A 25275-nucleotide genomic window follows, 5' to 3' on the forward strand; every position below is an offset into this window, starting at 1 on the left:
ATGTGTTCAGTCGGTCGTTTCCCGCGTCAGTTTCGCATGCCGCCGCGCGCGGTCGTTCACGATTTGATGACGCCGGTGATCCGTCATCTTCTTCCAGCCGCGCGCTTCGTCGCGCGTCCGCAGGCATGCCACGCAGTAGCCGGTGCGACCGTCGAACGAACACACGTCGACACAAGGGGACTTGACCGCCATGCTTTATCGTCCTCGCGTCGCGGGCACGACTTCGACGGTGACGTGCGACAGGTTCCTGAATCGCTGCAGCACGCCGTGATAGAAGCGCGCATCCCGATCCGGATCGGTGGTCGTCACCGACACCACCGCACTCATGTGCCCCGGCCCGAGCCGCCACACATGCAGGTCGGCGACGCGGTCTCCAGTGCCTTCGATGGCGCCACGCACCTTGTCCGTCAGACGGCGATCGGAATTCATGTCGAGCAGGATGCCGCCCGTGTCGCGCATCAGGCCGTACGACCAGTTCGCGATCACCATCGCGCCGATGATGCCGGCCAGCGGATCCATCCAGACCCAGCCGAACGCACGCGCGAGCAGCAGCCCGACGATCGTCAGCACGGAAACCGCGGCATCGGCGATCACGTGGATGTAGGCGGAGCGGATGTTGTGATCGCGCGCCGCCGCCGCGGATGCGCCATGATCGTGCTCCTCGAACGCCAGTTCGTGTTCGCGACCGTTCAAGCGGACGATCGCCTTGAATTCGTGCGGTTCGGGAATGGCTTCGGTCGACTCCAGATAACCATCGCGGCTTTGCATCGCGAACATCTGGCGCGTGCCGTCCGGGCGGATCGTCGTCACCGACACGGCGCTCGCATCGACGCGCTTCGTCTCGTGTGTCGCCGGCGCGACGCGGAAAACCGGCGGGACGCCCTCCTCGAACACCGACACGACGAATATGCCCTGCTGGTCGAAGATCCGGTGCGCTTCCTCTTCGTTGTCGTGCGCATGATCGTCGTGATCGCCATGACCATGCCCGTGATGATGGCCGTGGCCGTGGCCATGACCGTGGCTATGACCATGATGATCGCCGCTCAGCAGCCAGACGCTCGCAATGTTGACGAGCAAGCCGGCAACCGCGATTGGAATCGCCTCGTCGAAATGGATCGGAATGGGCGCCAGCAAACGCGCGACCGCTTCGTACCCGATCAGCAGCGCGATCATCGCGAGCACGATCGCGCTCGTGAAACCCGCGAGGTCGCCGAGCTTGCCCGTGCCGAACGCGAAGCGCGGATCGTTCGCATGCTTGCGCGCATACGTATAGGCGAACGCGGCGATCAGCATCGCGCCCGCGTGCGTCGACATGTGCAGGCCGTCCGCGATCAGCGCCAGCGAGCCGAAAAGCGACCCGCCGACGATCTCGGCCACCATCATCGCCGCGCACAGCGCGATGACCATCCAGGTCCTGCGTTCGTTCTGCTCGTGCGCCGCGCCAAGAAAAATGTGGTCGTGCCCTGCGCCGAAGGCGTCATCGCTGAAATTGCTCATTCCGCCTCCGTTTACTTGAAGTAGCTGTGTACGACTTCGATTAGCTGCTCGGTCGCGCTGCCTTCGTCGTCGTGCCCCTCGGCATCGACCAGATGGCTGCGGATGTGATCCTCGAGCACGACTGCGAGCAGGCCGTTCATCGCGCCGCGGCCGCTCGTGATGAGGCGGAGGATTTCGTTGCAACCGCGCTCGTCCTCCAGCGCGCGTTCGATCGCTTCGACCTGTCCCTTGATGCGGCGGACACGGTTCAGCAGCTTCTGCTTGTCCTGGATGGTGTGGCTCATGGTGGCTCCTTCATATACCGGGGGGGACTATATCTGAAATCGCATTTCCATATAGAGGGGAGGGGTATATATCGGGCCGATGAAAGGTCTATGCCGGAAAGCGGCGCCCGGTGCTCGAACGGACCTGCACCGTGCTCGCTTCGGCCCACTGCGCGCGGATCTGCAACAAGCCTGGCCACGATGAAGCGGGCATGGGTGCGACGCGACTCAGCGACTGCGTCAAAAAATTTGTAGAGTGAATAACAATTGGATAGATTTCACTACATGAACACTATTTCTACGTGGTCGCTCCTCGTGCTGACCCTTCCGACCGAAAACGCGACGGCCCGCATGCGCTTCTGGCGCGCGCTGAAGGCAAAGGGCTGTGCGGTGTTGCGCGACGGTATCTACCTGCTGCCGTACAACGAAGAGCATGAGGAGACGCTGCGCGACCTCGCGGGGGCGATTGCGGAAAGTGGCGGCACGGCTCATCTGTTACGGGCGCCGAGCCTGGACGCATCGCAGGAACTGGAATTCCGCGCGCTCTTCGATCGCGGGGAGGATGACGCCGCCTTCATCCAGACCCTTGCGGATGCCCGCAAGACCCTCGCCGGTAAGTCGGCCACGGAATTGACACGTTTGCTGCGGCGCGTGCGCAAGGATTTCGACGCCATCCGCGCGATCGACTATTTCCCGGGCGACTCGGCCACCCGTGCCGAAGTTGCCCTGCAGGATTTCGTCGCACTGATCGACACCGTGCTGTCGCCGGGGGAGCCGCACGCCGCGGACCGCGCGATCCGCCCGCTGGCGATCGACGAATATCAGGGCCGCACCTGGGCGACGCGGCAGCGGATGTGGGTCGATCGCGTCGCCAGCGCGTGGCTGATCCACCGCTTCATCGACGCACGCGCCCGCTTCATCTGGCTCGCATCGCCTGCCGATTGTCCGGCTGACGCGCTGGGCTTCGATTTCGACGGTGCGACGTTCACGCACGTCGGCAAGCGCGTAACGTTCGAGGTGCTGCTGGCCAGTTTCGGACTCGACAACGACCCTGCGCTCGCGCGGCTCGCCGAGATCGTGCACGCGCTCGACGTCGGCGGCCCCGCAGCGCCCGAGGCGATCGGCTTCGAGGCCGTGATGGCCGGCACGCGCCAGCGCACGGAGAACGACGATCAATTGCTCGAGCAGATGAGCGCCGTGCTCGACGCCCTGCACGCGCATTTCTCGTCGAGCGGAAAGAACAAGACCGGAGCCAGGTCATGACCACTGCCATCGCCACAACCGAACCGGCCTATTCGCTCGGCGAGCTGGTCGCCTACATGTTGCGCCTCGGCACGTTCGGCTTCGGCGGGCCGGTTGCGCTTGCGGGCTACATGCGTCGCGACCTGGTCGAGCGCCGCGGCTGGATCACGGAAGCCGACTACAAGGAAGGACTCACGCTGGCCCAGCTCGCGCCGGGGCCGATGGCGGCCCAGCTCGCGATCTATCTCGGCTTCGTTCACTACCGCATCGTCGGTGCGACACTCGTCGGCTTCGCATTCGTGCTGCCATCGTTCCTCATGGTGCTCGCGCTCGGGTTCGCGTACGCGCATTTCGGCGGGCTGTCCTGGATGCAGGCCGTCTTCTACGGCGTCGGCGCCGCGGTGGTCGGCATCATCGCGATGAGTGCGTACAAGCTCACGACGAAAACGGTCGGCCGCGACAAGCTGCTCTGGGCGATCTTCGTGACGCTCGCCGCCGTGACCTTCATCACGGAATCGGAAATCGCGTGGCTGTTCCTCGTCGCGGGCCTGGTCGGCTGGCTGTGGCGCGCCCCGCCCAGGTGGCTGCACAGGGGCGGGCTGAATGCGGTTGCCGCCGCCAACCTGCCGGCGGCCAGCGGAATGCTGAGCGGCATCGATCTGCCGCAGCTCGTTCAGATCGGCGCGTTCTTCATGAAGGCAGGCACGTTCGTGTTCGGCTCCGGGCTCGCGATCGTGCCGTTCCTCTACGGCGGCGTCGTCACCGAACATCACTGGCTCAACGACAAGCAGTTCGTCGATGCGGTCGCGGTCGCGATGATTACGCCCGGCCCCGTCGTGATCACCGTCGGCTTTATCGGGTATCTCGTGGCGGGCTTGCCCGGCGCGTGCGTCGCGGCGCTCGGCACGTTCCTGCCCTGCTATCTGTTCACCGTGATTCCCGCGCCGTACGTGAAGAAGTACGGGCACCGCCCGGGCGTCAGGGCGTTCGTGGACGGAATCACCGCCGCAGCCGTCGGGGCGATCACGGGCTCCGTGCTCGTCATCGCGAAACGCTCGATCGTCGACATGCCGACCGCACTGCTCGCCCTCGCTACCGTGCTGCTGCTATGGCGTTTCAAGAAGCTGCAGGAGCCGGTCATCGTCATGGCTGCCGCGCTCGTCGGGCTGGTGGCCTACCCGCTGCTCCATCATTGAGCCGCACTGCGGAGGAGACGGACGTGACGCATTGGACGATATTCGTCCGGCATACAGGAGGCGCGCCATGCATGAAGTGGATTACGCGCGAACGGCCGAAGGTCGACCGCATCGCATGCCCGTGGCTGATTGCGCGATTCATTGACGAAGCGCTTTACGCGTGGTGCCGGCGTGATGCACATACCTGGCAGCCGGCGCGCGTCCACGCTCGCCGAGTTCGTCGAAATCGATCCGGCTACGGACCGTGTCGGCTCGCGGCCCGGCCGTCGAGCGTCAACGCGAGCCGATTCCCGCAAGCGCGCCAAGCACGATCCGGTTGTGGGCTCTCAGAAAAGGTGTCTTTGGCCTACTAGAGAAATCAAGGACTTGGACATCTTTTTTGAGACAACCACATGCTGCCCGTCTCAGAAAAGTTGTCCTTGGGAACGGAAATTCTCAGAAAAATCGTCCTTGGGAACGTTACCGTCCCGTTCGGGCGTGCTAGCCAAACTTGGCGCAAGGCATCGCACGTAAAAGTGTGTATCACCGTCCGGCGGCTCTGGTCGGCATGTGCTATAAATGTGCGAATAGTGTGCATCGAGGAGTCAACCATGGATCCTGACATCGCCTGCGACTCAACGCCTCCGGTAATCCCCCCGAAAAACCGGTGTGATCAGAAGTAGAATTTTCTCGTTGAGGGAGTTCTACAGCATGAAGAAATCGAGATTCACGGACAGCCAGATCATGGACGCGCTCAAGCGCGTGGAATCGGGGCTGTCAGAGGTGGCCTCGCTCGTTCGGACAGTTTTCTGAGAGTTTTAAGTGGAGCGTCCAGGGCGATCATGCTGCCGATTTGATCGCAGGCAGCGTCGCGAAGTATGCCTCATCGGGCGTCTGATCCGCCAGGCTCGAATGAGGCCGTTTGCGGTTGTACAGCTCAATGTATTGGCCAATGGAGCGCCGGGCATGGCTTACCGACTCGTAGGCTCGCAAATAAATTTCTTCGTACTTGATGCTGCGCCACACGCGCTCGACGAACACGTTGTCGCGCCAAGCACCTTTGCCGTCCATCGACAGTCGAATGCCTCGGCCCAGCACCGCCTCGGTGAATGTTCCCGCCGTGAACTGGCTGCCCTGATCGGTGTTCACGATGTCGGGGTGCCCATGGCGGGCGAACGCTTCTTCCAGCGCTTCAACGGCATGCACGGCCTCCAGCGTGATCGCCACGCGGTGCGCGAGGATCTTGCGACTGGCCCAGTCCACCACCGCCGTCAGATACACGAAGCCTCGCGCCATGGGAACGTAGGTCGTGTCGAGTGCCCAGACCTGGTTGGCCCGCTCGATCTTCATGCCGCTCAGCAGATACGGCCAGACCTTGTGCTGCGCGTTGCGCCGACTCGTGTTCGGCTTGCAGTACAGCGCCTCCACGCCCATGCGCTTCATTTGCGTGCGTACGCGGCGCCGGCCGACCTCGTAGCCTTCCCGGCGCAGCAAGCGCGCCAGCATCCGGGCACCGGCAAACGGGAACTCCAGATGCAGTTCGTCGATCCGGCGCATCAGCCGTTGATCGACTTCGCCCACAGGCCGCGCCCGGTAATACGCGCTCGATCTCGCGATACCAACCAGCCGGACTTGCTGCGAAACCGGCAACGCATGGCCACGGTCAATCATCGCTTTGCGCTCAGCAATCCCGCCTTGGTGAGCGCGCCGCTTAAAAAATCATTTTCCAGGCTGAGTTGGCCGATCTTGGCGTGCAGGGTCTTCACGTCTACCGGTGGCTCGCTAGACACCGGGCCAGCCGCACCGAACACGTCGGCCGCGCGCTCCTGCAACTGCCGTTTCCATTCTGTGATCTGGTTCGGATGCACATCGAACTGCTGCGCCAGTTCGGCCAGCGTGCGCTCGCCCTTGACAGCCGCCAGGGCCACTTTCGCTTTGAACGCCGCTGAGTGCGTGCGTCGGGTTCGTTTCGTCATTTCCTCGGTTCCTTTGCCTGCATTATCGCTGGCTCAGGCCCCGGCCGTTCCACTTATCCCGCTGTCCGATTTTGCGCGGCCACCTCTGTCGGTGCCGGACCTGTGCCGGGAGTTGGCCATCAGCACGGCGACGTTCTACAAATGGCGCTCGAAGTACGGCGGGATGGACGTTTCGCTGATCGCGCGGATGAAGGAACTGGAGGCCGAGAACGCCCGGCTGCGCAAGATGTACGTCGAGGAGAAGATCAAGGCCGAGATCGTAGCGGAGGCGCTCGCAAAAAAAGATTGAGGCCATCTTGCCGGCGTGAGATGGCCATGCATGCGGTGTCCAGCCGGGGCGTATCGATCCGGCTGGCATGTGAGGCATTTGGGATCAGCCAGGCCTGTTATTGGTACGTCGGTCGGCGCACCGCCGAGAACGACGAGATTGCGAACTGGCTGCTGCGCCTGACGGACAACCACCGGAACTGGGGCTTCGGACTGTGCTTCCTGTACCTGCGCAACGTGAAAGGCTTCGGCTGGAATCACAAGCGCGTGTACCGGATCTATTGCGAACTGGAGTTGAACTTGCGGATCAAGCCGCGCAAGCGGCTGGTCAGGCAGGTCCCGGAGCCGCTGGCGGTGCCGTGCGCCGTCAACCAGGTTTGGTCGATGGACTTCATGCACGATCAACTGTCCGACGGACGCAGCATCCGGCTGTTCAACGTGATCGACGACTTCAACCGCGAGGCACTCGGCATCGAGATCGACTTCTCATTGCCGTCCGAACGCGTGATCCGTGCGCTGCGGCAGATCATCGGTTGGCGCGGCAGGCCAAAAGCGATTCGGTGCGATAACGGGCCCGAGTATCTGAGCGCGGCAATCATCGAATGGGCCCGACAGTACGGCATCAGGCTCGACTACATCCAACCGGGCAAGCCGCAGCAGAATGCATATGTCGAACGATTCAACAGGACCGTGCGGTACGAATGGCTGTCGCAGTACCACTGGGAAGACTTAGACCACGTGCAGCGTTTCGCGACCGATTGGATGTGGACGGGGGTGTCAGAATTTCCGTGTTCAAGGCGGGGTTGAGATTCACACGGATGGTCGAACGAACCGGTCCTCGTAGAGGATAGCGAATTGGTTCATCGCTGTCTTCCAGTCGTGAGCGGCACGTCCCCAATCGGCAGTGATGTTGCGCAGCGCCAGCCAGATCAGTTTCGTCGCGGCATCATCGGTCGGGAAGTGACCTCGGGTCTTGATGATCTTGCGTAGCTGCGAATTGATGTTCTCGATGGCGTTCGTCGTGTAGATCACCTTGCGCACGCCCGGCGGGAACGCAAAGAACGGAATCACGCGATCCCAGGCGTTGCGCCACGCCGTGCTGACCGGCGGGAATTTCTGCCCCCACGGACCGTCAGCAAACGCATCCAGCTCGGCCTGCGCGGCTTCAGCGCTCGGGGTGGTATAGATCGGGCGGATCGCAGCAGCGAGGGACTTGCGGTCTTTCCAGCTCGCGTAATCGAGACTGTTGCGGATCAGGTGGACGATGCAGGTTTGCAGCGTCGTGGCCGGAAACACCACCGCAAGTGCTTCGGGCATGCCCTTGAGGCCGTCGGTCACGGCAATCAGGATGTCGCCCACGCCGCGTGTTTTCAGATCATTGAATACCTTCATCCAGAACTTGGCGCCCTCGGTGTTCTCGATCCACAGGCCCAGGATGTCACGCGTGCCGTCGGGCAGAATGCCCAGTGCCAGATAGACGGCCTTGTTGCGCACGACGGCGTCTTCGCGAGTCTTCACGCGCAGCGCGTCGAAGAATACGACCGGATACATCGGTTCGAGTGGCCGGGCCTGCCAGGCCGTCACTTCGGCCATGACCTCATCGGTCACCGAACTGATGAATTCGGGCGAAACTTCCGTGCCGTACTGCTCCAGCACAAAGCCCTGAATCTCGCGCACGGTCATGCCCCGTGCGTACATCGCAACGATCTTGTCGTCGAAGCCCGTGAAGCGTCGTTCGTGTTTGGGGATCAGCAGTGGTTCGAAACTGCCGTCGCGGTCGCGCGGTACTTCGATGCGGATCGGTCCGTCTTCGGTCAGAACCGTCTTGGCGCCACGGCCGTTGCGCTGGTTCGTCACGCTGGCCGGTTTTGCCGCGCCCGGCGCGTAGCCGAGGTGGTGATTCATCTCACCGCCCAGCGCTCGCTCGATCAGCGCCTTCTTGAGGGCTAGCGTCGCGGCATTGATCGCTTCGGCCGTCATCGGGCCGTTGCCGAATTGTTCAAGCAGTTCAGCGGGAATCGCCGGTAGCTCTACCGGTGGGGTTTTCGGTTTGCGAGGCATAGGTTCTCCTGGGGAGGATCATATGCCTTGAACACGAAATTACTGACAGGCCCATGTGGACTTACAATCATGACCGCCCGAACATGGCCTTGGGCGGATTTACGCCAAAGCAGCGGTTGGCCATGGCCGCTTAGTTTCTACTTCTGAACCCCGTGGAAAACGGGGGGATTACCCTCCCAGCGGTTTCGACAAGTTCATGGCATCCCTAAGGGAGGGTGATAACGACGCGCCGATCATCTCAGCGCGCCGCTTCGCGACCGCTTTGCATATCGATATGCAAACGCTGGCACGGCTGGCCCATGTACATCGCAATACGGTGAGCCGCCTTGCGGGCTCCGAAAGCGTGCAGAAGTTCCTTCGGGATGCGCTTCGGATCATCCGAGCGGCTACCGATATCTCCGGCGACGTGCAGCGCACGCTCTTCTGGTATCGCAATGAACCGTTGCCGACCTTTGATTACAAGACTGCTGAGTGGCTCGTTTCAGAAGGGCGCACTGAAGACCTGTTGCGTTACATCACATCGCTCGAGACCGGTGCGGCCGGATAGGGTCGGGCGCACCGTTGCAGGTCTGCAAAATAGCGGCTACTCTCACATCGTGGCGGAGCTATGTTTAGCGAAAGAAAACAGGGAGCGGGACTTACCGGCTTGGACGTGGTTCCGCGGTATGTTCTCGCCCCACCTCTTCAAATGCCCGCTTGATGAGCGGGCATTTTCCTTTTCGCCCTACTTAACGTATGTCGACCCGATAATTGTATATTTCGGACCCGCGCGCGCACCACGAACGGTAGTTCGTGGACCTCCATTTCAGGTGTAGCCCTCAATTGCGACTGCGTCGTGACCGGCGTCCGAATCGGGCAGGGTATCGGTCAGGAGCCGTCATTCATCTAGGTTGCAAGCGGGCATCTCCTCGCCAGTAACCGCTCCCGTCGCATCTAGGACACTCGACAGTTTCATACTGGCTGAAATCGATCCGGTCTGCGAATCGTCGTTCAAGCTGCTTTTCGCCGTGACAAACCGGACAATCTTCCCCGTTGTCGTATCCCGCTCCGCCGCAATGCTGACAGTCGATCTCGTCGAAGTCCGATAGATCAACTTCAAGTTCCTTCGAAACCGCTCCGTCGCCATAGCAAACCGGACAGTCATTGCCGTTATGGCTCTTTTGTCCACAGCCAGCCGCCCCCGCTAAAATTGCGCACTAGAAAGCTAGCAACCCGATCGCCACTGTGGTGTTCACGCCAGTGATCGTCAGCACCACGCGCAATCGCGCATCGTCGATGGTCGCTTGCGCGAGCGCTTGCTCCACTTCACGCAGATCGTCGCCGAGGCGGTCCAGTTCGCGCAGTCGCTGCTCGACATCCAGTCGTTCATCTAGTGGCAGCGGTTGAACACCGAGCCACTCACGCCTCTTCTTGTCAAACAGATCGGTGGCGGGACACCGCTCGATCACGTGTGCACCTCTTCAAATTCGAGGCGGTGGCCCCCCTCACTTTGCGCGATGGCCGATCGGAAAGCCGATAGCAGCCGCAATCATCCCAGTACCACCGGCTTTTTCGATCCTCGCGTGGGTTAAGACTCGGTGGAAATCAACACATCTTATTCATTCACGACTCAATTTCGACTACCTCATCATGCCAGACCCAGACGATCCGCTCGAACGAGGGTCGGGCCGATGAAGACCAGTTTGCGCAAGGACCGCTGCGGACCGTGGGGCTGCATTTTGAAGTGCGGCCGTCGCCAGTGGCCCCGGACCTCCCGATGCACACCATCCGATGGGGAAGACGGGGCGGGTGCGGCATCGAGCACGGCGGGTCCGATGACATGACGGTCGTACAGCATTTCGATTTGCGCCAGCCGCTCAGTGCGCTTGCGCTTGCCCAATCCGCCGAACTCACGCGGCGCGGTCGTGTAGGCGCGATCCTGTACGACTTGCGCCTCGCCAGTCGCCAGATATAGCAGCATCTTGATCGCGTAGTCGAGCACCCGTCTCCAGTGCTGCACCGTGGTGGCAATCGTATCGGCGTCGGCTTGCTGTTTCTGCGTCAAATCAGTACCGATGTCATCGAGAAATTGCCGAATGGTCTTTTGGGGATCGTCGAGTGGGATTGCGATGTAGCCTGTTTCGAGCCAGTCTTCGGCCCGGACATCGGTCCAGAACATCACATTGATGACGTGGCTGGTCGCGTATCCGGAGTGCGATCCCGGCCCGCGGCGAAACAGCATGATGACGTCCAGTCCACCTCGATGCCCCCACCACGACGGGTCGGGAATAATGCACATTGTGTCGGCCGGCAACTCGATGGTGCCAACCGGCACGTCCTCTGCAATAAACGCATCGTCGAGCAAGTGGTGCAGCGGCGGTGTGGGCTCGAACAAGACGCCCTCGCACGCGTCGAACATTTGCCAGCACAGGGTGCCGTGGGCACGAACGCGATCGTGAGTGCTTCGAAACAGTGTCGGGCTACCGTTGCTCCACCATTCGAGATAAGTGCCGAAATCCGATCGCATGAGCGAAATCGGGTCTTCCCGCAGCCGCTGGGTGAACTCGGCGCCTGACTGGCCCGCAGCCTGTCGAACGCGAGTCCAAGCGTCGAGCGCGCCACAGGCTCGGTAGCGCACCGGCATGGGCAGGCGCGCGAATCGGTCATCTGCGGCCTGCTCGGTTTTGAGCAGCGCCGCGCGAATCAGATCCGCGATCGACGGAGTATCGGGCACGAGGCGTGTCGGGCCTGGTTGCTTCACGCTTGCGAAGGGGGTCGTTGTGCGGTGCGCCTGCTGTATCAGTGGCATATCGTGCCGCGCGACGTGGAAACGGGCCACGATCACTGGGCTGTACTCGACACGAATACGCATGGCGTGCGGCGGCAGGACGGGTTGTCCGCTCGTTCGCGCCAAGACCACCTGCACGCCCGCCGTTGCCGTCAGCGTCACACATTCGTTCACTTCCAGGCGACCGTGTCGCTGGATCAAGACCTCGGCAACGGAACGCCACGCTTGGCTGCTGTATTGCATCAGCTCGGCCGGGCCACTGTCGGGGGAAAGCGGGCGAGCCTCAATCCGCATCGACAGTTCCGGCAGAAGGTCTTGGCAGATGACGGGCTTGCCGCGCAATTCGAGCGACGCTGTCATCGCCAGGCTGAAGAGGTCCGGCGTGTCGAGCGCATCGCCAAACACGTCCAGTTCGTGTCCCTTGGAGAAAAGCGGCTTGTCAGGCAAGGCAATCCCGCTGGGTTCCAGGGAATCGGGAGTCGTCATCGCGACGTTGGGATCGGGTGCATTAGCCAAAACTCGACGCCTCGGTTCAGACATCGACGTACGACACCGACTGCGACGCCACCAGTTTTGGTGGTGCAGGGCATGCGCACATGCACAGATCGTCACTCAATGCTGCCTCGCGCCCGTCCGGCCCGGTAGTGGAAATCCGCGGGCCGGTGCACGCGATCTTGCCCAACGTCTTGCAGACCGGGCACCACACCGGATCGTGCTCATAGGCTTGCTCTCGACCTCCGATCAAATCGGTGCCGTCACCGCCTTGTACGATACCGCCGACGGTCGTCGTGTCGCCCTTCACGATGTCGTAACGTCGCATGGCGTCTCCGTTCAGACGGCACCCGGCCGCAGGCGCAGGCTGTTCAACAACGTCTCCCACGTTTGCAGCGCGCCTGCCTCATCGACCGGCGACGTCGCCTCGTCAGGCTTCAAATCGGGGCTGCTCGCACCGAGCAACAACTGAATCGCGGTATGCGGTTTCGCCAGCGTGCTCGGGTCGCCTGGTGCGAGCAAGTAGAAGCGGTAGGACGTGATCTCGCCCTCCTTCAGCGCGAACAGGACTTCCTCGGCGTCCATCCCGGCCACCGTGCGTTTGCCTTGTCGCAGGATTCGGTAGCTGCCGCTCGAGATGCGATCCATCTTCGCGCGCAGCTCAGGAAGCGTCTTGGTCAGTGACTCTTTCTGGCCGACGTCGACTGCGTCCCGCATCTCGATCACCAGCAACGCCGGCCGACCCGGCATCAGCGCAATCGACTCGCTGACTTCCTCGGTGAAAGTTGACGAGCCCGTGGCGATTCCGCCGTCGAAGCAGAATCCCGATTCGGTCGGCACAGACCAGTTATCGCGCGCCTTGATGCGCCGATAGAGATCGGTGTAAACAGGCTCAAACTTGTCCAAACCACCTGAACCAAAGGATCCAGTGGTATGGAACAAGGTGTTGCTCTCGTAAATATAGCCATCTGTATCAAACGGCAATTTCGCAGCCTTTGCGGTTCCTTCTTGATAAGCGAACACCTTTGAAGTCTTTGTCGGAGAAATCGCCTTTTCAAGCCAGACAGGTCCAGATTGATTTTTCGGATTTGAAGGATCAAAGCGCCTTTCAATGCGATATTTCTTTTCCGCTGCGTCAACTTTGGCTTGATATTCGGCAGGCGACGCATTGTGCTGCGTCTCTAGTTTGTTCCCCCAATAAGCGTATCGTTGATTCGTGAGTTTACTTGCCACCGGTCGATCGAATACGAAGCGGCCGATGCACCACGGGCGCGACTTGGAAAGCAAGGGATTCGTCATAGTCAGTTCACCCGAAAACGTTATCGAACAGGCACACACGCCCGCCACCAAAAAGAGAAGTCGGCCAATTCGCGTCAGCATTTCGGCTCCGGGGCATCCTGCGCGATTTGCACGATGCTGTAGAGGAGCGCCCAGCGCGCCCATGGATGGTTATAGCTTTCCTGGTGCACATAGCCTCCTTGGTCAAACACCATTTGTACGCCGTGGGCCGCGCCACCCTCTTCGCTGTGCGCAGGAGCTTCGGCCGACCAGACCGGCACCGTTCCGTCGCCGGGCACGATGCCATTTTTTTGGGGATCGGGCACGTCGCTACCCGGTGGCAGCTTCGCTACCTTCTGCACCTCGAATTCGATGGTGACATTGCGCGAGTCCAGGTGCACGCGCAGCGTGCCGGTGTGGGAATCGTCGTGTTTCTCACCCAAGAACCGCGCGGCGCGCAGTTCTTCCTCCGTCACATCGGGCGGTATATTCCCTTTCCAGATCACCGTGCCCCATGCCAATAGATCGTCGAGCTTCTCGCTTTTCTCGATCTTCGGTTTGCTGTGCCCATCGCTCGATGAGTTTGAACCCTTGGGCGTTAGCGCCCCATCTCCATATGCTACGTATGTTTTATCATGATATTTATCTTTTATTTTTTCCTGATTGCGCACAACAGACAGCATTGTTTTTGCGAAATTCTCGGACACCGTTGATTTTATTGGCTGACTGTCGAGCCGCTTTTGGACGATGCCAGCCGGATCGAGCAACGACGTTGATTGTTCCGGTACCAGCCCGTACCACTTTTGATTAATATAAAGCTCGTTATATACGTCGCCCTGCTGCGGCAACTTCATCACCGGCGTGCCATCGAGCCGCCCAAAGATCCACCATGCCTCTCCATTGTGGTAGTCCGGCATCGGCAACAGTTCGAGCGCCCCCGGTGCGTTTGCTCCCACGGCCACGAACTCGTCAGCATTGCTGCCGAGCAGCGCGCCATTGATAAAGCCGTTCACCCCGCCTTCGCTGCCGCCCCCGGTGCGGAACCGCTTCGCGGCGATCGGCGCCCCAGTCGCCGGCAGCACGTTGTGGAATACACCGTGCATCAGGCCCGCTCCGCCATGCATTGCGATCGCCATCCGTGCGACCAGCCCGCCCATCGAGTGCGTGAGGATGATCGCCTTGCCGCTATCATTCTCCGCGATGATCTCCTTGATGCCCATCAGTCGCATCTTCTGGCCGGTCTTCTTGTCCTCAAAGTCCATGCCATCGATGACCTGCTGCGCCGACTTCTCATTCGATTGCAGCCAGTTGTAACCGATTGCATACACCCGGTACCGGTATTTCGCGAAATGCTCGAACACCGCCGACTCTTCCGTGATCGCCTGGCCGCGTTTTTGCGCGCCGGCATCGGTCGCCCCGTAGTCGGCCGGCTCGGTGCCGAGCACGGGCTTGAGCGTCCACTTCTTCCCGTCGGGGTCGGTTTCGATCCACGCTCCCTTGTGCTTGCCCATGTACTTCGGCTCGTTCAGTTGCTCCTCGAGCCACGCCAACATCGGTTGATAGCTTGATCTGTACACTGAGCCCCAGCCGCGTCGACGTGCCTCTGCCTCGTCCACATACTGGTCTTCCTTGTCATCCTTTTGAAGCTTGCCGGCGCGGATCGGGCCGAATGGAGTCACCTTGGCCACGGTCGCGTCGAATTGCGTTTCCCGCGTGGACGCGCCCTTGAACCACATGCCGATCAGTGCCGGTAATGCCCCCGCTTTCCCGAGCATACCGTCCGTATTCGGCGCAAAAAACATTTCGTCACCGGTTTTCTCATTGACCAGCGGCGAGCCCATCACACCTGGCAGGAAGATCACCGGAATGATCGGCCGCACGTCGCACAGCAACTCCTTTTGCCGCGTGTCGCTTGCCGGCGTCAACGTGAAGTGTCCAACCGACGCGCCGTCCTTGTCCGTGCGTCCAACCTGCCGCACAGCTTCCTCGGCGTCGCTAAACGGCGAACCGGTGCTGGATTGATCTGTGTTATCGCTCATTGTCGTTCGTCAAATTCGCGCATCGATTATCGGATTCATGCCGCGGGACCATTCGGCTTCGGCCGCAATGCGCGCACCGCCAGCTTCTCGATATCCTCGCTCTTCTGCTCGGTGATATGTCCCAGCTCGTTCGTCGTTCCGGACAACTTTGTTCCATCGCCACGGATCAGCTCGTACGGGTGGTTTTTCAGCACCTTGCCGGAGATGCGATCGCGCAGCACGTACGGATCGTTGAACTTGGCCGTCGGCAGGCTGTTCATGTGCTCAGCGACTGAGCTCGGCCCCTGGCGGCTGAACGACGCCGACTTGATCGTGCGGCCGCCGCGCGTACCGTCCTCGATGCCGTCCTTCGTGATGCGGATGTACGAGCCGCCGCACTTCAAAATCAGTTCCTCGGTCGCCTCGATCACGATCCGCTTCTTGCTGAACAGAGACGTATCCTTGGCCGAGTTCAGTTTGATTTCGTCGGTATGCGCCGATACCTCGATCGGCCCCTTCGCGGCGAACAGCTTCATGCCGGCCTTCTGAACGAACAGGCTGATCTTCTCGGCCGCAGCCGCGATCAGCGACTTGCCGCTTGCCAGGTGGGTGTTTTCGCCGCTGACCACGTTGATTTCCGCTTCCGCCAACATGTGCGCGGAGCGGTCCGCCACGGCCGCAAAATCCGCCGGCGTCGCAATCACGATCACGGGCTTCGCGAAGCTGTTCGCGTTACCGGTGCCGCCGCCTGCCGTGACGCCACCCGACGTCTGCCCCGACACCGGCTGCTGCACGGCCGTCGTCAGGTCCTTGAGCGCATCCTGGCCGGCCTGCAGCGATTCGGCCTGTGCGGTCGTGCTGGCGCTCGACAGCGATTCCACCAGCATCCCGGCTTGCTGGAGCCGCGTGCGAGCTTCGTCGACACCGAGCTGCTCGTCGTCGTAGGCTTTCGCGTGCGTGCTGATCGACAGCCCCTTGCTCGCCCGCACCGCGCCATATTCGTCGGCATGCAGCACGAAGCCTTGGCCGAGATACCGGCCGCGCGTATTGCCGTCCTGCTGGATCAAGTAACCCTGGGTGAGCGCCGCGTAGCTCTTGCCCGTGTAGCTGACGAGCCGCGTGCCACCCTGGTTCGTCGCGTCGTCATGCACGAACGCGTTGTACGCGCCGGTGTTGCCGAAGCCCTGCGACTGGAACCCTGACAGCAGCACGTTCGTGTGCCATGGCGATGGCGTCGTGCCGCCGTTGACGCGCCCCAAAATGAAGGGCTTGTCACAGTCATTGCTCCAGTAGCCGATGAGCACCCATTCGCCCGCACGCGGCACGTGCACTGCGCCGTACCCGTTGCCCGTATCGGACTGCATCGACGACAGCAGGGGCGACGCATTGAACGCGCCGTCAGGATTTTTCCGATCCCATGCGAAATGCACGCGGACCTGATTCCGCTCGTTCGACCAGGCCTCGATTCCCTGCTGCGTGACGACAAGCGCGTGCTCGATCGACATCGCTGGCTTCGGATGGTCGAGCGGACTGCGAAACTCGATCCGTGCGTCCTGCGCCTCGACCTCGAGCACGAAGAAGCCGGCCATACCGTCCTCGGCGTGGCCCGGTGTCGTGAAGCGCGCGCCGTGTGCCGCCTGCTGCTCGGCCAGCGTCGCACGCAGGCTGAGCGGGAATTCGGTCGGCGGCTGGCCGATCGGCACATTGTTCTCGATGAACCAGCGCGCCTCGACGACCAGGAACGTCCGGTCGGCGTCGTCGCGTTCCGGATGGCGCGGGTGGTCGTTCAGCACGAAGCGCGACCCCGCATCAAGCCAGCGCAGGCCGCCGACCCCAAAGTAGCGCCGGGCGCGTGCATCCCAGCCCTGTACGCGCCGGCGTGCGCGGGCGCCGCCGCTGTCGGAATCGGGGTATCCGTACGCGGTCGGCTCATAGACCGTCATCGGCGCATTCGGAATCTGCTGCGCCTGGTGCCGGCCGTCGTCCGTGACGTAATCAATCGATGCGAGCGTGCTCGCCGCTTCAAAGCGGGACGCGGGGCGTTTGTAATCGAACGCGCTGGATTCGTACCGCAGGCTCTGCATTGTCTGCATGGCCGCCCAGTGCGTGAACCCGTTCACCGCCTCGTTGTCGCCGGCGCCGTGGACGAAGTCGGCCGGCTTCGCGTCAGGCAGCGCCGCGACCTGGTCGACGATCACCAGCGTGGTCTTGGGGGTCTCGCCGTCACGGACCGGCTCGTGCGCCCAGTAGCAATACCAACCTTCGTCTTCGAGCAGGCGGTGGAAGAAATGCAGATCCGTTTCGCTCTGCCGGCACCACGAGCGCACCGCTGGCTCGCGGTTCAGGGTGAAGCGGAATCGGCCCTGCAGCTGCGGATAGCGATTGAGGAGATCGGACACGATCTCCTGCGCCGTCTGCTCGAGCCAGCCTTCGTCGTTACGGGTGCCGCCCAGGAACACCAGCGCCGATGAAAATTCCAGCTGGTATGTCGACAGTCCACCGTCCCCGCCCAGGTAGCCGACCCGGTGCACGAAGCCGTGGATCGGACGATAGACGGAGTCGGCAAACGGGGCGGTGGGCTGCTGGATCCACAGCGTGACGGGCTGGTGCATCAGAGACAGCAGCGCGGTGTCGTCGCGTAGCGACGCGACGTCGAGCGTCCAGTTGTAATCGCGGCCGATCCGAGCCGATCCGCGTGCGCGCAGCGGAATCAGTGCGTTCTGGCCGAGCGGCGTGTCCAGCCGCAACAGGCGGTTGTTCTGCAGTAGGCCCCGGTGGATCGCGTTATACAGATCGCGAAATTTCAGCTCCCCGAGCGCGGGTGGTCTGAGTACCATTTTTCTCTCAATGTTTTTCTAGAATTTACCGCGCAAAAAAGTGCGGCTAACCCATTTTAGGCAACATAAATGGCGTAAAACTACAGCGATTTTTAAACAAACTTTTCCAAATCTCGGGGGCGCCGCCACACGTCGACGACGATCGCCTTGATCTGCGCATCGATCTTGCCGGCTAGATTGCCCCATTCGGCGGTGACCCGCCGGGCGGACGCCGCCGTTTGAATCGCATGCAAGCGTGTTGACACCTCGAGGCATCCAGCCAGCTCGATGCGCATCATCCCGCCGATCGCGGCCACTTCCGCCTGTTCGTCGTGGGTCGGCTGTCGCACGCGGCGAATTCGGTCCACCCAGTCGACCAGGTCGTCGGCCCAGTCACGCAGGCGATACAGCCGTCGCCCGAGCGACGGTTTTCCCGCGAAATCGGGCAGGAAGTGAACCAGAAGCACCTCGTTCCCGGCCGTGGTCGTCACGACGAGGCGATCCGTCCCCTCGTCGATAGCTTCGATCCGGGCGTCATCGATAAACGTGGTTACCGTCGGCAGCAAGTCGCGCTTGCGCTCGACCAAGGCACGCACGTCGGTCCTGAACCAGCGCGTCATGTCCGTTGACGCGTGGTGGGGCGTCAACGGCTCGCAAGTCTGCCACAACCGTTCGATTTGCTGCTCACGCATCGGCATCTCAGGAAGCAGCGCAATATCCCATGCATAGAGACAGACCTGCGTGGCCTTGCGACGCCACTCAGCGTCCTGCATACCGAGCAAGTGCGCCTGGACATAGGTTCTGAAGCATTCGGCCGGGGTTGCGCGCGGCAACAAAGGCTTCGTGACCCGCGAAATGGCTTCCTTCCCCATTTTCTTCCCCTTGCTGGAACCAGCGAGCGGTATCCTGCCGAACGCCTCCTGCGATGCGCTATAAAAGACGTCTGGATTCGGTTTCCATCTTTCAATGTCCGACTATACTGGATTTTTGTCGGACAAATTGGAATACGCATGCTGATCGGTTACGCCCGAATTTCGACCGACGACCCGTATCTCGATCTGCAACGTGACGCGCTCGCGCAGGTAGGATGCGAACGCGTGTTCGAGGACACCACCAGCGGCGCGAAAGCGGAGCGCACCGGACTGACGGCGCTGCTTGCGACGCTACGCTGCGGCGACATCGTGGTGATCTGGCGACTCGACCGGCTCGGCCGTTCGCTGAAAGACCTGATCCACCTGATTGAGCGGCTGGATGCCGCCGGCGTCGGCCTGCACAGCCTGCAAGAAAACATCGATACGACGTCGACCGGCGGCCGCCTTGTGTTTCCACTGTTTGGTGCGCTCGCCGCGTTCGAGCGCAGCCTGATCCGTGAGCGTACCCAGGCCGGTCGCTCGGCGGCCCGGTCCCGCGGTCACAAAGGCGGGCGCAAGAAGCGGCTCGATCCCGAGCACGAGCAGCTCGCCCTGCAGCTTTATCACGAGCGTCACCATACCGTGGACGAGATCTGTCGGTTGATGGGCATCGGCAAGTCTACCCTCTACAACTCAATGCCCAGCGGGCGGCGTAAGTCGATCCCGCCCGACTCGCTGATGCAGTTGCGGCGGCAGCTCGGCCGTTTGCCGCACAAGAGCCCGGAGCGCGCGGCGCAGGGTTTATCGATCACCGCTATCGCGACCGAGTTAGGTTGCTTTCACACCACGATCTCACAATGGATTACGCGTGGTCGCGCCCCTAAACTAGCCGATATTTTGCGCCGGCACTGTTGAACTCAAATATTGCTTACAATCCTCCAGAAGCTAGCAGTGGCACCTGTCGACAACGCGCAACGGCCTCGCATGGCTCTCGATCACTATGTCGTCCCAGGCTCAAGTTTGAATGCTCCGCCTCCGTTCGCAACCGCACTGGCCAAACGCGGCTGGGTCCTCCATCGAGTTGAAGGTACGAAGGCCGCTACCATCTTGAGCGAGCTTGACCGCATCGGCAGACTTCTTGGCTCACGCATTTGTGGCCGTGCCGGCGCACTCGACGAGATCATTCGGCCCCAGACGAGCGAGGATGCTCATCCGAGATCCTTGAGTGCGCGCTACGGACTGAACGCCTTACCGTTCCATACAGAGCTCAGCCACAGACCTAGACCCTGTCGCTACCTCCTTTTAGGTTGCATGGAACCCGGATCACCAAGTGCGGTGACGACGCTTCTTGAATGGAAAACCATCGGCTTTTCAGCGGAAGAGTTTCATCTTCTCGAAAGTGCACCAATCTTCGTTCGGACTGGCCGGCACTCGTTTTACTCAACCATGCTGTCCCCCGATCACGCTTTCCTCCGATACGATCCTGGCTGCATCGAAGCCATCGACGAGCGTGGACGAGCAGCACTGCGGCTCGCTGAACATCGCTTAGCCAGTGGCTCCGCGGAAATACATCAATGGGAGCAGGGCGATATCCTAATCATTGACAACTGGCGCGTTCTGCACGGGCGTGGACCGTCACAGCGCGGCTCCGGGCGCCGCTTAGCGAGGATTCTTATTGATGGCTAACGACGTATTCATCGCGATCAACGGCGACGCATGAGGCTGGCCCAATTTCCGTCCCAGTCTTAGCTGGAAAATTCCGGCTCTTCGGGGCGGGCCGAACCGGTCGAACAGGTGACAGTTCGCTGCGAGGGCTGCGTGACAGTCATGTCGATACTTTTGCGTGGGCGAAATCGCACGTGGAATGGGGAATGAGTGCCTCCGATGCGAAACGTCGGAGGTATCCGGAATCTTGTGTGTGAGGCGGGTTAAGACTCAGATTCCGATGTTGAATCGCTCCGGGTAAAGCAGCGCAAACTGCGTCATCGCGCTCTTCCAATCGTGCCGGGAGCCGGTCCACTTGGCAACGACGTTGCGCAGCGCCAGCCAGATCAGTTTGAGTGCGGCCTCGTCCGACGGGAAGTGGCCGCGCGCCTTGATGATCTTCCGAAGCTGCATGTGCAGCGACTCGATGGCGTTGGTCGTATATACAATTTTCCGGATGTCCGGCGCGAAGGCATAGAACGGAATCACCTGATCCCAGGCCCGGCGCCAGAGGGCGGCAATCGGTGGGTATTTCGTACCCCACGGGCTCGCGTCGAATGCATCCAGCGCCACGGCGGCCGCTTCGGCCGACGGTGCCCGATAGACCTCCTTGAGCGCCGCTGCGACGGATTTCCGGTCTTTCCAGCTGGCGAAGTCCAGCGAGTTCCGGATCAGATGCACGATGCAGGTCTGGACCGTCGTTTCCGGGAACACCGTATTGATCGCTTCCGGGAAGCCCTTCAGGCCGTCGACCACGGCAATCAGGATGTCCTGCACGCCACGCAGCTTCAGGTCGTTCACCACCCGCAGCCAGAACTTGGCCCCCTCGGTCTGCTCGATCCAGAGGCCCAGAACGTCCCGCGTGCCGTCGCGGCGCACGCCCAGCGCCAGATAGATCGCCTTGTTGCGGACCACGCCTTCGTCGCGGATCTTGACGCGCAAGGCATCGAAGAACACCACCGGGTACATCGGCTCGAGCGGTCGCTGCTGCCACTCACGCACTTCGTCGATCACCGCGTCAGTGACCGTGCTGACGAAGTCCGGCGACACTTCGATGCCGTACATCTCCTGCAGGAAGCCCTGAATCTCCCCCACGCTCATGCCGCGTGCGTACATCGCGATGATCTTGTCGTCGAAGCCGGTGAAGCGTCGCTCGCCCTTGGCGATCAGCACCGGATCGAAGGTGCCTGCGCGGTCGCGCGGAATCTCGACGTCGAGCAGGTCGTCGTCGGTCGCGATGCGCTTGCGGCTGGTGCCGTTGCGATGGTTCGTGCTGCCGGCCGGCTTGGCTTCGCCCTTCTCGTAGCCGAGGTGGTGGGCCAACTCGCCGCCCAGTGCGCGCTCGAAGATCGCCTTCTTGAGCGCAGCGAGCTGCTCGTTGATCGTTGCGCGGTCCAGCGTCCCGGGCACCAGTTGCTTGATCAGTTCCGGGTCCAGGTTCAAGCCCTTGCCCGGTTCTATCATCACTTCTTCCTTGCGTTTGCGTGGCATAAAAGTGGCTCCTTGGCCTTCAGTTTATGCCTCACACACAAAAGACCGGATAGGCTCACAACGTCGATCTGACACCGTCGATCAAACATTGCGTCGTATGCCACCATCGCCAAATATTCTCCGATCATTTTCAGCGTGTAGATATGGGTCGCATACCTTACACGTGGACGGTAGCCAATTATTCAAAGACAACTTATTGAGACTGCGGACATCTTTTCTGAGAAACCACACCGGTGATTTCGTCCCGGTCCACATTCCCCCTCCCCGTACCGGCAATCGTTAATCAAACTGTACCGGTACTGTACAGACAACCGTCGCTACACTGGCTCCATCCCAATCTCGAACACGAATGGAGAATCCGCGATGGACTTCCTCACCCTCAGCGCATTGCCCGCCGGCATGCTGTTCGCGCTCGTCACGTCGATCACGCCCGGCCCGAACAACACGATGCTGCTCGCATCCGGCGTCAATTTCGGTTTCCGCCGCACGATGCCGCACCTATTCGGCATCAGCATCGGCGTCGCGATCCTGATGCTGTGCGTCGGCTTCGGTCTCGGCGAGGCGTTCCGGCGCGTGCCGGTCCTGTACACGATCCTCGAAATCGCGAGCGTCGCGTACCTGCTGTACCTCGCATGGCGCATCGGCACGTCCGGTGAAGTGAAGGCGCAGGGCGCCAAGCCGCGGCCAATGACGTTCCTCGAAGCCGCCGCGTTCCAGTGGGTCAATCCGAAGGCATGGATGATGGTGCTGACCGCCGCGACAACGATCCGCCTGTCCGCCGACTACGGGATGAACGCCGCGTGGATGGCCGTCGTGTTCATCCTGATCGGCTTTCCGTGCATCAGCCTGTGGGCCGCGTTCGGCCAGAGCCTGCGCCGCTTTCTGTCGAACCGCCGCGCGCTGCGCATCTTCAACGTGACGATGGCCGTGCTGCTGATCCTGTCGCTATACCCGCTCGTCGCGCATCTGCTCCCGCAGTAAGCGCTCACAAGCGCCGCCGTTGAGCTTCACGCCATGCAGGCGTACCCTTTCGTTACGGGCGCGTGCAGCCGCTTCGCCGGCTGCACCGCTGTTCTGCATGGAGATGCCGATGAAGCCGATGCTGAAAGCCGGCGAGCACATCGAGGGCATGCACTGGGTCGCCGAGTACCACCCGCTCACGCACGAGATCCGCGTACTGCGCGAAAACATCGAAGTGGGTACGTACTGCGCGCCGTCCACGCTGTTCGGCGACGAGGAAGAGATGGGCGCCGCGAACCTTGCCGATCACCGCAGCCAGGAGGCCGCGCTGCGCGCATATCTGCGCAACTTCGTCAAGGAACACGACGCGGAGGAGTAGCGGCGCGACGGCCGTAAAGTGGACGGGCCGCCGACGCGGCCCGGTCTGTCGTTGCGTGTCGGCCGGCTCACGACCTTTCGCAACCAGCAAAAGGCCGGCGCATCGCCCCGGCCCCGATCCCGCTCAATGCCCGAGCGACTCGATCTTGCCGCTCGACTGCGCGACGCCGTGCGGCTGGGCCATCTGCTTGATCAGCAACGCAAGGCACGCGAGCAAGCCCGCGACCGCGATCGTCGCGAACACGCCGGCGAACGTGAAGTGCCGGCGCGTCAGTTCGGCAACGAGGAACGACCCGGCGATCCCGCCGAAGCGGCCGACACCGAGCATCCACGCCACGCCCGTGCCGCGCCCTTCGGTCGGATAGAACGCGGCGGCAAGCGCCGGCATCGACGATTGCGCGGTGTTCATCAGCACGCCGGCGATGAACACGACCAGCACGAGCAGCCCCACGTTTCCGGCCGCCTGCCCGATCGCATACACGCTGATCGCGGTCAGCGCGTAGCACACGGCGATCACGCGATTCGCGTTGAAACGGTCCATCAGCACGCCGCACAGCACCGCGCCGACACCGCCGAGCGGGAACAGCGCGGAAATCAGCGTCGCGCTCTTCGGCGTGAGACCGGCATCCTTCAGCAGGATCGGCATCCAGTTGATCGACGCGTAGAAGATCACGAGGCCCATGAAGTATGCGAGCCACAGCATCACCGAGCCGACGACATACGAGCGCGACAGCACGACGCCCATCCCCTTGCCGCCCGTCTGCGGCGCGGATTCGGTCATCGCGAACGAGCCGGCGTTCAGCGCATCGCGCGAGATCCGCGCAAGCGTCGCGCGGATCCGGTCGATGCTCTGGCCTTGCGCGACCATGAAACGCACCGATTCGGGCATCTTCAGCAGCAACAGCACGCCGAGCAGCAGCGGCGTCACGCCGCCGAGCATCAGCACGCTGCGCCAGCCGAAATGCGGGATCATCCACGCGGCGAGAAAGCCGCCGAACGCGGCGCCGAGCGGGAAGCCGCAGAACATCAGGTTGATCACGGTCGCGCGGCGCTTGTCCGGGCAGAACTCGCCCATCATCGTGACCGCGTTCGGCATCGCGGCACCGAGGCCGACACCGGTGACGAAGCGCAGCACCGTCAGGTGCCCGATGGTGTTGGAGAACGCCGACACGAAACATGCGACGCCGAACAGGAACACCGAGCCGAGCAACAGCGACCGGCGCCCGACGCGGTCGGACAGCGGACCCGACACGAGCGCGCCGCACGCAAGGCCGAACAGCGCGGCACTCAGCACGGGTGCGAGATCGGGTTTGGTGAGGTTCCATTCGCCGAGCAGCGAGGGCGCGATGAAGCCGATCGCGGCCGTATCGAAGCCGTCGAGCAGCACGATCACGAAACACATCAGGAATACGAGCCACTGGAAGCCGCCGAACGGCTGCTCATTGATGAAGGTCTGGACATCGACCACGGGTGCGCGATTCATCGCGAGTCTCCTGTTTAAACAACGCGGCCTGATGGCCGCGTCTTTCCTTGTTTGCGCGCCGATTCGCCGCCGGCGCGTCATGCGTCGTCGACACCTGCCGGCAGCGGCAGGTGTCGCGATCGGGTCACGTCCGGCGCGAGCCGTCCGTGTTATTCAGCCGCACCTAGGCGGCCCCATCCTGTTCCTTGAAGATCTTGTCGGCGAGATGGAACGCGGAATTCGCGGCCGGCACGCCGCAGTAGATCGCGGTCTGCAGCAGCACTTCCTTGATCTCGTCGCGCGTCACGCCGTTGTTGCGCGCGGCACGCAGGTGCAGCGCGAGTTCCTCGCCGCGGTTCAGTGCGACCATCATCGCGATGGTCAGCAGGCTGCGCGTATGGCGCGGCAGGCCTTCGCGCGTCCAGATCTCGCCCCACGCATAGCGCGTGATCAGGTTCTGGAATTCGTCGGTCACTTCGGTGCGGTTCTGGATCGAACGGTCGACGTGCGCGTCGCCGAGCACCGCGCGACGCACCTTCATCCCCGCTTCGTAACGTTGCTGGTCGTCCATCGTCGG

Annotated in this window: 22 protein-coding genes and 2 pseudogenes; 9 read left to right on the forward strand and 15 right to left on the reverse strand. The window is 61.9% G+C overall.

Features of this window, described 5'->3' with window-relative positions; translation table 11 throughout:
* Window positions 1-6 precede the first annotated feature (6 nt).
* Genes WS66_RS12020 through WS66_RS12030 form a run of 3 tightly spaced genes read right to left on the reverse strand, consistent with a single transcriptional unit; the run spans window position 7 to window position 1781 of the window.
* Window positions 7-192 carry a DUF1289 domain-containing protein gene (locus tag WS66_RS12020; RefSeq protein WP_059508013.1) on the reverse strand — a complete coding sequence of 62 codons (186 nt, stop codon included), beginning with the start codon at window positions 190-192 and terminating at the stop codon, window positions 7-9.
* 3 nt (window positions 193-195) lie between these two features.
* On the reverse strand, window positions 196-1497 hold the full coding sequence (dmeF, locus tag WS66_RS12025; RefSeq protein WP_059604834.1) for a CDF family Co(II)/Ni(II) efflux transporter DmeF: 1302 nt from the start codon (window positions 1495-1497) through the stop codon (window positions 196-198).
* 11 nt (window positions 1498-1508) lie between these two features.
* Window positions 1509-1781 carry a metal/formaldehyde-sensitive transcriptional repressor gene (locus WS66_RS12030; RefSeq protein WP_059604831.1) on the reverse strand — a complete coding sequence of 91 codons (273 nt, stop codon included), beginning with the start codon at window positions 1779-1781 and terminating at the stop codon, window positions 1509-1511.
* Window positions 1782-2045: 264 nt separating this feature from the next.
* Here WS66_RS12030 and WS66_RS12035 point away from each other — a divergent pair, with 264 nt between their 5' ends.
* The 3 genes and pseudogenes from WS66_RS12035 to WS66_RS12045 all read left to right on the forward strand — a co-directional run.
* Window positions 2046-3023, forward strand: coding sequence for a chromate resistance protein ChrB domain-containing protein (locus WS66_RS12035; protein ID WP_059604826.1), 978 nt, complete (start codon window positions 2046-2048; stop codon window positions 3021-3023).
* Window positions 3020-4198, forward strand: coding sequence for a chromate transporter (locus tag WS66_RS12040; RefSeq protein WP_059604823.1), 1179 nt, complete (start codon window positions 3020-3022; stop codon window positions 4196-4198). Before WS66_RS12035 ends, WS66_RS12040 begins: the two co-directional genes overlap by 4 nt.
* Before the next feature lie 71 nt (window positions 4199-4269).
* A pseudogene (locus tag WS66_RS12045) lies at window positions 4270-4350 on the forward strand (chromate resistance protein ChrB domain-containing protein); the annotation flags it as partial.
* A gap of 667 nt (window positions 4351-5017) precedes the next feature.
* Here the strand turns inward: WS66_RS12045 and WS66_RS12050 are convergent.
* Window positions 5018-6153 (reverse strand): IS3 family transposase gene (locus WS66_RS12050; protein WP_442859285.1). Its coding sequence is split into 2 segments (ribosomal slippage): window positions 5018-5889 and window positions 5889-6153, totalling 1137 coding nucleotides; the frame shifts between segments, so codons are not numbered across the junction.
* 55 nt (window positions 6154-6208) lie between these two features.
* On the opposite strand from WS66_RS12050, the gene WS66_RS12055 reads away from it, so the two are divergent.
* A protein-coding gene (locus tag WS66_RS12055) for an IS3 family transposase (protein ID WP_442859293.1) occupies window positions 6209-7227 on the forward strand; the annotation gives its coding sequence in 2 pieces (ribosomal slippage) (window positions 6209-6437 and window positions 6437-7227; 1020 coding nt in all).
* A gap of 3 nt (window positions 7228-7230) precedes the next feature.
* Here WS66_RS12055 and WS66_RS12060 read toward each other — a convergent pair.
* On the reverse strand, window positions 7231-8481 hold the full coding sequence (locus WS66_RS12060) for an IS256 family transposase (protein WP_108064652.1): 1251 nt from the start codon (window positions 8479-8481) through the stop codon (window positions 7231-7233).
* A 196-nt stretch (window positions 8482-8677) separates the two neighbouring features.
* Here WS66_RS12060 and WS66_RS12065 point away from each other — a divergent pair, with 196 nt between their 5' ends.
* A complete protein-coding gene (locus tag WS66_RS12065) occupies window positions 8678-9028 on the forward strand; it encodes a hypothetical protein (protein ID WP_059607907.1) in 351 nt (116 codons plus the stop codon).
* Between the two features lie 655 nt (window positions 9029-9683).
* On the opposite strand, the pseudogene WS66_RS12075 reads toward WS66_RS12065, so the two are convergent.
* The 7 genes and pseudogenes from WS66_RS12075 to WS66_RS34390 all read right to left on the reverse strand — a co-directional run.
* Window positions 9684-9935 (reverse strand): annotated as a pseudogene (locus WS66_RS12075) (IS110 family transposase); the annotation flags it as partial.
* A gap of 173 nt (window positions 9936-10108) precedes the next feature.
* Complete coding sequence (locus WS66_RS12080; RefSeq protein ID WP_059607905.1) at window positions 10109-11734, reverse strand: hypothetical protein; 1626 nt, start codon at window positions 11732-11734, stop codon at window positions 10109-10111.
* Window positions 11735-11780: 46 nt separating this feature from the next.
* Window positions 11781-12068 carry a PAAR domain-containing protein gene (locus WS66_RS12085; RefSeq protein ID WP_082729073.1) on the reverse strand — a complete coding sequence of 96 codons (288 nt, stop codon included), beginning with the start codon at window positions 12066-12068 and terminating at the stop codon, window positions 11781-11783.
* Window positions 12069-12079: 11 nt separating this feature from the next.
* Window positions 12080-13120 (reverse strand): T6SS immunity protein Tli4 family protein, encoded by a 1041-nt coding sequence (locus tag WS66_RS33660; protein ID WP_059607904.1) that lies wholly within the window; start codon window positions 13118-13120, stop codon window positions 12080-12082.
* Window positions 13114-15057, reverse strand: a complete 1944-nt coding sequence (locus tag WS66_RS12095) for an esterase/lipase family protein (RefSeq protein ID WP_059607903.1) — start codon at window positions 15055-15057, stop codon at window positions 13114-13116. Before WS66_RS12095 ends, WS66_RS33660 begins: the two co-directional genes overlap by 7 nt.
* A gap of 35 nt (window positions 15058-15092) precedes the next feature.
* The gene (locus tag WS66_RS12100; RefSeq protein ID WP_059607902.1) at window positions 15093-17873 is read right to left on the reverse strand and encodes a type VI secretion system Vgr family protein; all 2781 of its coding nucleotides are present in this window, start codon (window positions 17871-17873) and stop codon (window positions 15093-15095) included.
* 92 nt (window positions 17874-17965) lie between these two features.
* Complete coding sequence (locus WS66_RS34390) at window positions 17966-18724, reverse strand: Imm75 family immunity protein (RefSeq protein ID WP_236872904.1); 759 nt, start codon at window positions 18722-18724, stop codon at window positions 17966-17968.
* Window positions 18725-18862: 138 nt separating this feature from the next.
* On the opposite strand from WS66_RS34390, the gene WS66_RS12115 reads away from it, so the two are divergent.
* Together WS66_RS12115 and WS66_RS34195 are read left to right on the forward strand one after the other, a co-directional pair.
* The gene (locus WS66_RS12115) at window positions 18863-19618 is read left to right on the forward strand and encodes a recombinase family protein (RefSeq protein WP_082729071.1); all 756 of its coding nucleotides are present in this window, start codon (window positions 18863-18865) and stop codon (window positions 19616-19618) included.
* Window positions 19619-20038: 420 nt separating this feature from the next.
* Window positions 20039-20389, forward strand: a complete 351-nt coding sequence (locus WS66_RS34195; protein ID WP_218928981.1) for a TauD/TfdA family dioxygenase — start codon at window positions 20039-20041, stop codon at window positions 20387-20389.
* 249 nt (window positions 20390-20638) lie between these two features.
* Here the strand turns inward: WS66_RS34195 and WS66_RS12125 are convergent, their stop codons facing one another.
* A complete protein-coding gene (locus WS66_RS12125) occupies window positions 20639-21898 on the reverse strand; it encodes an IS256 family transposase (protein ID WP_108064653.1) in 1260 nt (419 codons plus the stop codon).
* A 363-nt stretch (window positions 21899-22261) separates the two neighbouring features.
* Between WS66_RS12125 and WS66_RS12130 the strand changes: the two genes are divergently transcribed.
* Together WS66_RS12130 and WS66_RS12135 are read left to right on the forward strand one after the other, a co-directional pair.
* Window positions 22262-22879, forward strand: coding sequence for a LysE family translocator (locus WS66_RS12130; RefSeq protein ID WP_059598706.1), 618 nt, complete (start codon window positions 22262-22264; stop codon window positions 22877-22879).
* Window positions 22880-22988: 109 nt separating this feature from the next.
* The gene (locus WS66_RS12135) at window positions 22989-23237 is read left to right on the forward strand and encodes a hypothetical protein (protein WP_059598707.1); all 249 of its coding nucleotides are present in this window, start codon (window positions 22989-22991) and stop codon (window positions 23235-23237) included.
* Window positions 23238-23360: 123 nt separating this feature from the next.
* Here WS66_RS12135 and WS66_RS12140 read toward each other — a convergent pair whose 3' ends face one another.
* Window positions 23361-24719 (reverse strand): MFS transporter, encoded by a 1359-nt coding sequence (locus WS66_RS12140; protein WP_059598705.1) that lies wholly within the window; start codon window positions 24717-24719, stop codon window positions 23361-23363.
* A gap of 163 nt (window positions 24720-24882) precedes the next feature.
* Window positions 24883-25269: a 4-carboxymuconolactone decarboxylase gene (pcaC, locus tag WS66_RS12145; RefSeq protein WP_059598704.1), complete on the reverse strand. Its 387-nt coding sequence runs from the start codon at window positions 25267-25269 to the stop codon at window positions 24883-24885.
* Window positions 25270-25275: the final 6 nt, after the last annotated feature.

Source organism: Burkholderia sp. LA-2-3-30-S1-D2 (assembly GCF_001523915.2).
GTDB classification, from domain to species: Bacteria; Pseudomonadota; Gammaproteobacteria; order Burkholderiales; family Burkholderiaceae; genus Burkholderia; species Burkholderia diffusa.

Coding starts and splice junctions, on each gene's coding strand:
- WS66_RS12020 (WP_059508013.1), bottom strand. CDS start 192: ATGGCGGTCAAGTCCCCTTGTGTCGACGTGTGTTCGTTCGACGGTCGC.
- dmeF (WP_059604834.1), bottom strand. CDS start 1,497: ATGAGCAATTTCAGCGATGACGCCTTCGGCGCAGGGCACGACCACATT.
- WS66_RS12030 (WP_059604831.1), bottom strand. CDS start 1,781: ATGAGCCACACCATCCAGGACAAGCAGAAGCTGCTGAACCGTGTCCGC.
- WS66_RS12035 (WP_059604826.1), top strand. CDS start 2,046: ATGAACACTATTTCTACGTGGTCGCTCCTCGTGCTGACCCTTCCGACC.
- WS66_RS12040 (WP_059604823.1), top strand. CDS start 3,020: ATGACCACTGCCATCGCCACAACCGAACCGGCCTATTCGCTCGGCGAG.
- WS66_RS12060 (WP_108064652.1), bottom strand. CDS start 8,481: ATGCCTCGCAAACCGAAAACCCCACCGGTAGAGCTACCGGCGATTCCC.
- WS66_RS12065 (WP_059607907.1), top strand. CDS start 8,678: ATGGCATCCCTAAGGGAGGGTGATAACGACGCGCCGATCATCTCAGCG.
- WS66_RS12080 (WP_059607905.1), bottom strand. CDS start 11,734: ATGACGACTCCCGATTCCCTGGAACCCAGCGGGATTGCCTTGCCTGAC.
- WS66_RS12085 (WP_082729073.1), bottom strand. CDS start 12,068: ATGCGACGTTACGACATCGTGAAGGGCGACACGACGACCGTCGGCGGT.
- WS66_RS33660 (WP_059607904.1), bottom strand. CDS start 13,120: ATGCTGACGCGAATTGGCCGACTTCTCTTTTTGGTGGCGGGCGTGTGT.
- WS66_RS12095 (WP_059607903.1), bottom strand. CDS start 15,057: ATGAGCGATAACACAGATCAATCCAGCACCGGTTCGCCGTTTAGCGAC.
- WS66_RS12100 (WP_059607902.1), bottom strand. CDS start 17,873: ATGGTACTCAGACCACCCGCGCTCGGGGAGCTGAAATTTCGCGATCTG.
- WS66_RS34390 (WP_236872904.1), bottom strand. CDS start 18,724: ATGGGGAAGGAAGCCATTTCGCGGGTCACGAAGCCTTTGTTGCCGCGC.
- WS66_RS12115 (WP_082729071.1), top strand. CDS start 18,863: ATGCTGATCGGTTACGCCCGAATTTCGACCGACGACCCGTATCTCGAT.
- WS66_RS12125 (WP_108064653.1), bottom strand. CDS start 21,898: ATGCCACGCAAACGCAAGGAAGAAGTGATGATAGAACCGGGCAAGGGC.
- WS66_RS12130 (WP_059598706.1), top strand. CDS start 22,262: ATGGACTTCCTCACCCTCAGCGCATTGCCCGCCGGCATGCTGTTCGCG.
- WS66_RS12135 (WP_059598707.1), top strand. CDS start 22,989: ATGAAGCCGATGCTGAAAGCCGGCGAGCACATCGAGGGCATGCACTGG.
- WS66_RS12140 (WP_059598705.1), bottom strand. CDS start 24,719: ATGAATCGCGCACCCGTGGTCGATGTCCAGACCTTCATCAATGAGCAG.
- pcaC (WP_059598704.1), bottom strand. CDS start 25,269: ATGGACGACCAGCAACGTTACGAAGCGGGGATGAAGGTGCGTCGCGCG.